5 protein-coding genes and 1 pseudogene are annotated in these 8,182 nt (G+C 71.9%); 4 read left to right on the plus strand and 2 right to left on the minus strand.

The features are described from left to right. Positions 1–192: 192 nt before the first annotated feature. A complete protein-coding gene (locus HALOF300_RS11775; protein ID WP_156741129.1) occupies positions 193–2,385 on the minus strand; it encodes a serine/threonine-protein kinase in 2,193 nt (730 codons plus the stop codon). A 129-nt stretch (positions 2,386–2,514) separates the two neighbouring features. On the opposite strand from HALOF300_RS11775, the gene HALOF300_RS11780 reads away from it, so the two are divergent. The 4 genes from HALOF300_RS11780 (at position 2,515) to HALOF300_RS11795 (ending at position 7,466) form a co-directional block, all read left to right on the plus strand. Beyond that, positions 2,515–3,942, plus strand: coding sequence for an alpha,alpha-trehalose-phosphate synthase (UDP-forming) (locus HALOF300_RS11780; RefSeq protein ID WP_156741130.1), 1,428 nt, complete (start codon positions 2,515–2,517; stop codon positions 3,940–3,942). Between the two features lie 66 nt (positions 3,943–4,008). After that, positions 4,009–4,857 carry a trehalose-phosphatase gene (otsB, locus tag HALOF300_RS11785; protein ID WP_156741131.1) on the plus strand — a complete coding sequence of 283 codons (849 nt, stop codon included), beginning with the start codon at positions 4,009–4,011 and terminating at the stop codon, positions 4,855–4,857. 117 nt (positions 4,858–4,974) lie between these two features. Beyond that, the gene (locus HALOF300_RS11790) at positions 4,975–6,099 is read left to right on the plus strand and encodes an ABC transporter ATP-binding protein (RefSeq protein ID WP_156741132.1); all 1,125 of its coding nucleotides are present in this window, start codon (positions 4,975–4,977) and stop codon (positions 6,097–6,099) included. Positions 6,100–6,218: 119 nt separating this feature from the next. Continuing rightward, positions 6,219–7,466, plus strand: a complete 1,248-nt coding sequence (locus HALOF300_RS11795; RefSeq protein ID WP_156741133.1) for a DUF4032 domain-containing protein — start codon at positions 6,219–6,221, stop codon at positions 7,464–7,466. 46 nt (positions 7,467–7,512) lie between these two features. On the opposite strand, the pseudogene HALOF300_RS27005 reads toward HALOF300_RS11795, so the two are convergent. Then, positions 7,513–8,182: pseudogene (locus HALOF300_RS27005) on the minus strand (Gfo/Idh/MocA family oxidoreductase); the annotation flags it as partial.

Raw genomic sequence — 8,182 nt, forward strand, 5'->3', positions numbered from 1 at the left:
CGCGCACCTGATGGATCGGAATGGGGGTCTGATCACATCCCTGTCGATGCGCGCACCACCTCCTGCCCTCACGCAGTACATCCCGCCCGAGACAGACCGGTAGAACCGTCTTGCTGAGGCACCAGGTACTGCGTCAGCGCCGCAGGACCTGCCCGGGGCGCCGCGAGCTGTCGCCGGACACCACGGTCGGACTCAGAAGCGAGGGATCGGTGGCTGCTCGAACGGCGCCCAGTCCGCGTCGGCGCTGCCGAGGAGCAGGAGCGCCGCGGCCGTCGCCAGCAGGGCGAGCGCGACGGCGACCCAGGCCCAGGCCCCGCGCACCCCTGGGGCGAACACCGCGAGCACCGACCGGGCCCCCTCCCGCGCGTGCCCGCTCGACGGGGTCCACCACAGCAGCAGCGTCACCACCGCCACGACGGCGGGCACCACGAACTTCAGTGGCACCGACGGCGACGCCAGCCCCCACACGATGACTCCGCCGAGCCCGGCGACGATCAGGCCGGGCAGGGTCAGCAGCGCGGAGAGGACCAGGTGCCACGGGGAGGCGAGGCTCGCCGTGACCAGGTCCCACTTGCCCGGGCCGCGCCGGATCCGTCGCCCGCGCAGACCCCGCGCCGCGGAGCCCACGGTGCCGACGAGCAGGAAGACGGCGAGGAACACCAGCAGCGTCCAGGACGGCCAGAGCGCGCCGAGCCCGACGGCGGCCAACCACCAGGCGCCGGTCACGCCCGGCCGCGGCTTTGCGGGGATGGCCCAGGCGGGCCACTGGCCGGGGACCTCACCCTGGCCGGGCGGCCCCAGATGGCCGGGCTGGTCGAGCAGTTCCCCGGAGGTGGTCGGCTGCCAGGAGGGGTCCGACGGCGTGGGCCGGCTGGGCGGGCCCGCAACCTGGCTGGGTGGTTGCGCCACGTACTGCTGCGCCACCTGCTGCTGCGGGATGGGCTGCTGCGACAGGGGTGACGCGGTGGGCTGGACCTCGCGCAGCGGGGTCGCCTGCGTCGGCGGGTACTGCTGCCGCAGGGCGAGCGGCATCACGGCGGTCGCCGGGCGGTCGCCCGGCTGCGGATCGCGCGGCCCCGAGGTGCCATCGGCGCCGGACTCCGTCTCGGAGCCGGCGGACGGCGCGTACGACGGCGGTTGACCGCTCGGCGGCCGGTACGACGGCGGCTCCTCGCCCAGCGCGGTCGTGCGGACCCCGGCCGGCGAGTACGACGGCGGCACCTCGCCCGCACCGGTCGCGCCGCCCGCCGGCGAGTACGACGGCGGTAGGTCATCAGCACCGGCCGACGGCAGATACGACGGCGGTGGGCCACCCGGCGCAGCAGCGTGGGCCGCGCCGCCCAGAGCACCCGCCGCACCCAGTGCGCCCGCCGCACCAACGGCGCCGGCTGCAGGCGACCGACCGGCGGAGCCCTCGCCGTCGTAGGTGTCACCGTCGTAACCGGCACCGTCGTAACCGGCACCGTCGTCGCGGTCACGACCCGAGGAACCCGCGCCGTCGGCACCGGCCAAGCCTCCGCCGTCGGGCCCGTGGCCACCCTCGTCCCAGTCGCCGGGTGCCAGCAGCGACGTGACCTCCCGGCCCTCGGCGTGATCGGTGAGTGCGCGCAGCACGGTCTCGGCGCCCATCCGACGGTCGGGGTCCGGGTGCAGTGCACGGCGGAGCACCTGCGCGACCCGCGGGTGCAGGCCCGCGACGTCCGCGCGGCCGGCCTCGACCCGCATCAGCACCCCGGGGCCGCGCCCGAACGGTGGCCGACCGGTGGCCGAGTAGACGAGCACGGCGGACCAGCCCCACCAGTCCCCCGCGGACCCCGGGTCGGCGCCGCGCATCACCTCGGGGTCGACGTATCCGGGGGTGCCGGTGACCATGCCGGTCTGGGTCAGCCGGGAGTCGTCGGCGAGCTGGGAGATGCCGAAATCGATCACGACGGGGCCGTCATCGGTCAGCATCACGTTGGCCGGCTTGAGGTCCCGGTGCACCACACCGGCGGCGTGGATCTCCTGCAGTGCCTGCGCCAACCCGTTCGCGAGGCCCGCCAACTCCTCGGCGTCCATCGGCCCGTGCTCGACGATCGAGTCCTCCAGCGACTGCCCGTCGATCAGCTCGGTGACGATGAACGCCTCGTCGGAGTCCGCCTCGGCGTCCAGCACCCGGGCGACGTGCTCCCCACGGACCCGGTGCAGGGTGGCCACCTCCCGGCGCAACCGCTCCCGGGCCGCCTCGTCCGCGCTGAACACCGGGTGCAACAACTTCACCGCGACGAACCGGTCCTCGGCGTCGAGGGCCTTGTACACGGTGCCCATGCCGCCCGCGCCCAGCCTCGCGAGCAGCCGGTATCCACCCACCTCACGCAGTGGGGAGGAGACCGGGCGCTCGTCCATATCGGCAACCTACGCCACCATCCGGGGCGGCCGGGGGCGGCCCGCCGCTCGGCCCACGCATGGCCGCCCTCGGGCAGATCGGGCGGCGCCCCGATAGCCTGGGGCCACGCCACTGAAGAACTGAGGGATATGTCCGGCACTCACGATTTCGTCGTTGTCGCCAACCGCCTGCCCGTGGACATCCAGAACGATGTCGACGGCGAACGTACCTGGACCCGCTCGCCCGGCGGTCTCGTCACGGCGCTGGCACCGATCATGAGGGCCAAGGGCGGGGCCTGGGTCGGGTGGTCCGGTGCCGCGGACACCACGATCGAGCCGTTCGAGGCGGACGACATGTGGCTCGCACCCGTGCCGCTGTCCGCCAAGGAGATCGCCACCTACTACGAGGGCTTCTCGAACGCGACCCTGTGGCCGCTCTACCACGACGTGATCGCCGATCCGGAGTACCACCGGGTCTGGTGGAACGCCTACCTCGAGGTGAACCGCCGGTTCGCGGAGGCAGCCGCGGTGAACGCCGCCGAGCACGCCACGGTCTGGGTCCACGACTACCAGCTGCAGCTCGTGCCGCAGATGCTGCGGCGGCTCCGCCCGGACGTGCGGATCGGGTTCTTCAACCACATCCCGTTCCCGCCGGTTGAGCTGTTCGGCCAGCTGCCCTGGCGCAGGCAGGTCATCGAGGGGCTGCTCGGGGCGGACCTGGTCGGCTTCCAGCGCACCGGGGACGCGGCCAACTTCCTGCGCGCCGTGCGCCGGTTCACCTCCTACGGCACCCGCGGTCAGGTCATCACCATCGGCAAGCACTGGACCCGCCCGGAGCGGCACGTGCGGGCCGCGACGTTCCCGATCTCCATCGACTCGGCGCAGCTGGACGAGCTCGCCCGGACCGAGGCCGTGGAGAAACGGGCCGCCGAGATCCGCTCCGAGCTGGGCGATCCGGACGTGCTGCTGCTCGGCGTCGACCGGCTCGACTACACGAAGGGCATCCGGCACCGGATCAAGGCGTTCGGAGAGCTGGTGGCCGAGAAGAAGCTCACCGTGCCCGCGGCCGCGCTGGTACAGGTGGCCAGCCCGAGCCGGGAGCAGGTGGATGAGTACAAGACGCTGCGCCACGAGGTCGAGGTGATGGTCGGGAACCTCAACGGCGAGCACGGCTCGCTCGGGCGCGCGGCCATCTATTACATGCACCACTCCTACCCGCAGGAGGAGATGGCGGCCCTGTACCGGGCGGCGGACGTGATGCTGGTGACCGCGCTACGGGACGGCATGAATCTGGTCGCCAAGGAGTACGTGGCCGCCCGCAGCGACCTCGGCGGGGTCCTCGTGCTCAGCGAGTTCGCCGGTGCCGCGGACGAGATGAGCCAGGCCCTGCTGGTCAACCCGCACGACATCGAGGGCATGAAGTCAGTGATCATGAGGGCCGCCACCATGGATCCCCGGGAGGGGCGCCGCCGGATGCGCGCGTTGCGCAAACGCGTCCTGGAGCACGACGTCGCGCACTGGGCGAACTCGTTCCTGTCCGTGCTGGAGGCGGTGCCGCAGCGGACCTCACACGTCTGAGCCCGCACCCGCATGAAGGCGCGCAAGCACGGCCATGCGCGCGATCACGAGCCCGAGGAGTACTGCATGGATGACACCCTGAGTGCGGCGCTCGACGACTTCGCCGCATCCTCGCCGATCCTGATCGCCCTCGACTTCGACGGCTGCCTCGCTCCGTTCGAGCAGGATCCTGCGAACTCCCGCCCGCTGCCGGAGTCCTCCGCCGCCCTGGCGCGGCTCGGCGCCGACCCGGGCGTGCAGCTCGCGCTGGTCTCCGGCCGACCGGCCGCGGACCTGCTCACCCTCGCCGCGCCGTCCGCCGGCACCTGGCTGGTCGGCAGCCACGGCGGGCAGACCGGCGAGGTCGGCGCCGACGGCACCCTGCACCTGGACCCCTTCGAGCTGACGACGGCGCAGGCCGAGCTGCGCGCCGCCGTCGCCGACGCGCTGGCCGAGCTGGCCGCGGCGTACCCGGGCGCGTGGGTCGAGAACAAGCCGGCCGCGGCAGCCCTGCACACCCGAGGGCTTCCTCCTGCGGCTGCGGACGAGGCGCTCTCCGCGGCGATGGCGGGACCGGGCGCGTGGCTGGGGGTGCACCCGATCCGGGGCAACCAGGTCGCCGAACTGGCGGTGCTCGAGGTGACCAAGGGGCAAGCCCTCGAGCGCCTGCGGGCGCGGCCGCTCGGCGGCCCACCGGCACCACCGCGGGAGGCGAGCGCACCCGGGGAGGTGACCTCCGCCGTCGGGCCCCGGGTGCTGTACGCCGGCGACGACGTGACCGATGAGACGGCGCTGGCCACCTTGCGTGCGGGCGACGTCGGCGTGAAGGTGGGCGAGGCCCCGACGGTCGCCGGCCACCGCGTCGCGGACGAGCGAGCGGTCGCGCGGATGCTGACGCATCTCGCGGACCGGAGGGCGACGCAGACCACACCGTGACGTGTGGCACAATCGGTCCTGGCTCGCAACGATTGCGAACCGTGTCAGCGGAGACACTCTGACACCTTTCACAACGGATCGTCCGGCACGTACCTGCCGGTGAAGGGAAAGACCAACATGGCATCGGTCACTTTCGACCAAGCAACCCGGGTGTACCCGGGCCAGGAGCGTCCCGCGGTGGACTCGCTCAACCTCGAGGTCGGCGACGGCGAGTTCATGGTGTTCGTCGGCCCGTCCGGCTGCGGGAAGTCCACCTCGCTGCGGATGCTCGCAGGCCTTGAGGACGTGAACTCCGGCCGCATCCTCATCGGCGACCGCGACGTCACCGACGTCCAGCCCAAGGACCGCGACATCGCGATGGTGTTCCAGAACTACGCGCTGTACCCGCACATGTCCGTGGCGGACAACATGGGCTTCGCCCTGAAGATCGCCGGCACCCCGAAGGCGCAGATCCGCGAGCGCGTCGAAGAGGCCGCGAAGATCCTCGACCTGACCGAGTACCTCGACCGGAAGCCGAAGGCGCTCTCCGGTGGTCAGCGTCAGCGTGTCGCCATGGGCCGCGCCATCGTGCGTCAGCCCCAGGTGTTCCTCATGGACGAGCCGCTGTCCAACCTGGACGCCAAACTCCGCGTCCAGACGCGTACGCAGATCGCGTCGCTGCAGCGTCGTCTGGGGGTCACCACCGTGTACGTGACCCACGACCAGACCGAGGCACTGACCATGGGCGACCGCATCGCGGTCCTCAAGGACGGTCTGCTCCAGCAGGTCGGCACCCCGCGGGAGATGTACGACACCCCGCAGAACGTGTTCGTCGCCGGCTTCATCGGCTCCCCCGCGATGAACCTGGGCACCTTCTCCGTCGCGGACGGCAAGGCGAACCTGGGCGACACGCACATCCCGCTGACCCGGACCACGATCGACGCGCTCACCGAGGCGGACAAGGGCGAGATCACCCTCGGCTTCCGTCCGGAGTCCCTGGACGTCTCGACCGAGGGCGAAGAGGGCGCGTTCGGCATCAACGTGAACCTCGTGGAGGAACTCGGTTCGGACGCGTTCGTCTACGGCCAGCTCTCCGCAAAGGAGGTCGCCGAACACGTCACCTCCGGCGCCGGCGAGGCCCAGCTGATCGCGCGCGTCGACCCGCGCCGCCCCCCGATGAAGGGCGACAAGATCTGGGTCAAGGTCCGCCCGGGCGAGGCACACGTGTTCTCCTCCGCCACTGGCGAGCGTCTGCCGGCCTGATCCACAGCAGTACACGAGGGGGCGGGTTCCTGACGGGGCCCGCCCCCTCGCGTGTGCCCCGGTTGGTCCGCCCGGCACCGGCGCACACGTTCACCGGCCGAACCTGAGAGACTTCTTCCATGCCTCAGTCCCTGCAGATCACGGCCGCGGCCCCGGACCCGGCGCTGCTGGACCTGCCCTGGCACGTACCGCTCGAGGAGTGGCCCGAGTCGCACCTGGCCGCGCTGCCCCGCGGGATCTCCCGGCACGTGGTCCGCTTCGTGAAGCTCTCCGGACGGGTCATCGCGGTCAAGGAGATCGGTGAGTCCGTCGCCTACCGGGAGTACGCGCTGCTGCGCGACCTGAACCGGCTTGATGTGCCGTCCGTGGAACCGGTCGGGGTCATCACCGGCCGCACCTCCCCCGACGGTGAGCAGCTGAACTCGGTCCTGATCACCAAGCACCTGAAATTCTCGCTGCCGTACCGGGCCCTGTTCAGCCGCTACCTGGCCCCGGACATGGCCACGCGCCTCATCGACGCGCTCGCCGTGCTGCTCGTGCGGCTGCACCTGACCGGTTTCTACTGGGGCGATGTGTCCCTGTCCAACACCCTGTTCCGGCGGGACGCGGGCGAGTTCGCCGCCTATCTCGTGGACGCCGAGACCGGGGACCTGCATGACACGCTGACCAAGGGCCAGCGGGAGTACGACCTGGAGATCGCCCGGGTGAACATCATCGGCGAGCTCATGGATCTGGCCGCCGGGGACCTCCTCGTGGACGACGTGGACACCGTCGCGGTCGGTGAGATGATCGTGCAGCGCTACGAGGAGCTCTGGAACGAACTGACCGGCGCCGAGGAGTTCGGAGCAGCCGAACGGTGGCGTGTCGCGGACCGGATCCAGCGGCTGAACGAGCTCGGCTACGACGTCGGCGAGCTGCAGATGACCACGGACGTGGACGGCACCACGGTGCAGATCCAGCCGAAGGTGGTCGACGCCGGTCACCACCACCGCCGGCTGATGCGGCTGACCGGCCTTGACGCCGGGGAGAACCAGGCGCGCCGCCTGCTCAACGACATGGACACCTACCAGGCGGCCACCGACCAGCAGGGCGAGGACGAGGAGTTCGTGGCGCACGAATGGCTCTCCGAGGTGTTCGAGCCGACCGTGCGTGCCGTCCCGCGGGACCTGCGCGGCAAGCTCGAGCCGGCAGAGGTCTACCACGAGGTGCTCGAGCACCGCTGGTTCATGGCGCAGAACGCCGGCCATGACATCCCGCTCGCGGATGCGCTGGCGTCCTACGTGGAGAACGTGCTGCGGCACCGCCCCGACGAGGAGGCCATCCTCGGCCTCGACACCGCGACCCTCGCCGCGATCGAACCGGACTGACGCTACGCGGGGCACGCTCCGCCGTCGGCCGTCGGTGCCCGTGCGGCTACGGGCGCGCCGGGTCCGGCTCGGCGAGCACCGCGGGAACGGAAGTGCCGGCCAGGAGGTCGGCGATGTCCACCCGGGCGCCCGTGCGGCGCGAGTCGTTCGCCGCGATGCCCACCAGCACCGACCGCAGTCCGTCCGCGAGCCCGGCGGGGCGGCCGAGCGGATCGACGGCTGGGCCGCGAAAGACGTCGGTCAGGAGCCGGCCGTCGGCACCGCCGTGCCCGCCCTCGCCGACGGGGATCGGGACCTCCTGCGCGACCTCCCAGTGCCGCTGCACGAGCAGTCGCTGCCCACGGGCACGGACACCATCCGCGCCGGCCACGTTGGCTGGGGAGTTCGCGTCGAGGATCGGATGGCCGTCGGCGTCCGGGACAACGGCCGAACGCTCCACGACCTCGAGCTCGGCGCGCCCCTCGGTGCCGTTCGCCGTCACCCGGTATCCCTCCCACGGCGAGTGGGCGTTCAGCGAGTAGGTGAGCACTGCGCCGTGGCCGTAGCCGACCATCACGGACATGTTGTCGTCGATGGAGATGCCCGCCGAGAACACGTCGACGTCGCGCAGGTACCCGTCGTGGTGCTCGGCCTCGTAGTACAGGCGCCGTAGCTCCGGGTCGGTGCGCAGGTCGAGGGCGAACGGGTCCCGGGCGGGTGGGTCCACGGTGCCGCGG

Source organism: Occultella aeris (assembly GCF_902703175.1).
Lineage (GTDB): Bacteria > Actinomycetota > Actinomycetes > Actinomycetales > Beutenbergiaceae > Occultella > Occultella aeris.

Bases quoted from the DNA above. Each gene is read 5' to 3' on its own strand.
- HALOF300_RS11780 (WP_156741130.1), top strand. From the start codon at position 2,515: ATGTCCGGCACTCACGATTTCGTCGTTGTCGCCAACCGCCTGCCCGTG.
- HALOF300_RS11795 (WP_156741133.1), top strand. From the start codon at position 6,219: ATGCCTCAGTCCCTGCAGATCACGGCCGCGGCCCCGGACCCGGCGCTG.
- otsB (WP_156741131.1), top strand. From the start codon at position 4,009: ATGGATGACACCCTGAGTGCGGCGCTCGACGACTTCGCCGCATCCTCG.
- HALOF300_RS11775 (WP_156741129.1), bottom strand. From the start codon at position 2,385: ATGGACGAGCGCCCGGTCTCCTCCCCACTGCGTGAGGTGGGTGGATAC.
- HALOF300_RS11790 (WP_156741132.1), top strand. From the start codon at position 4,975: ATGGCATCGGTCACTTTCGACCAAGCAACCCGGGTGTACCCGGGCCAG.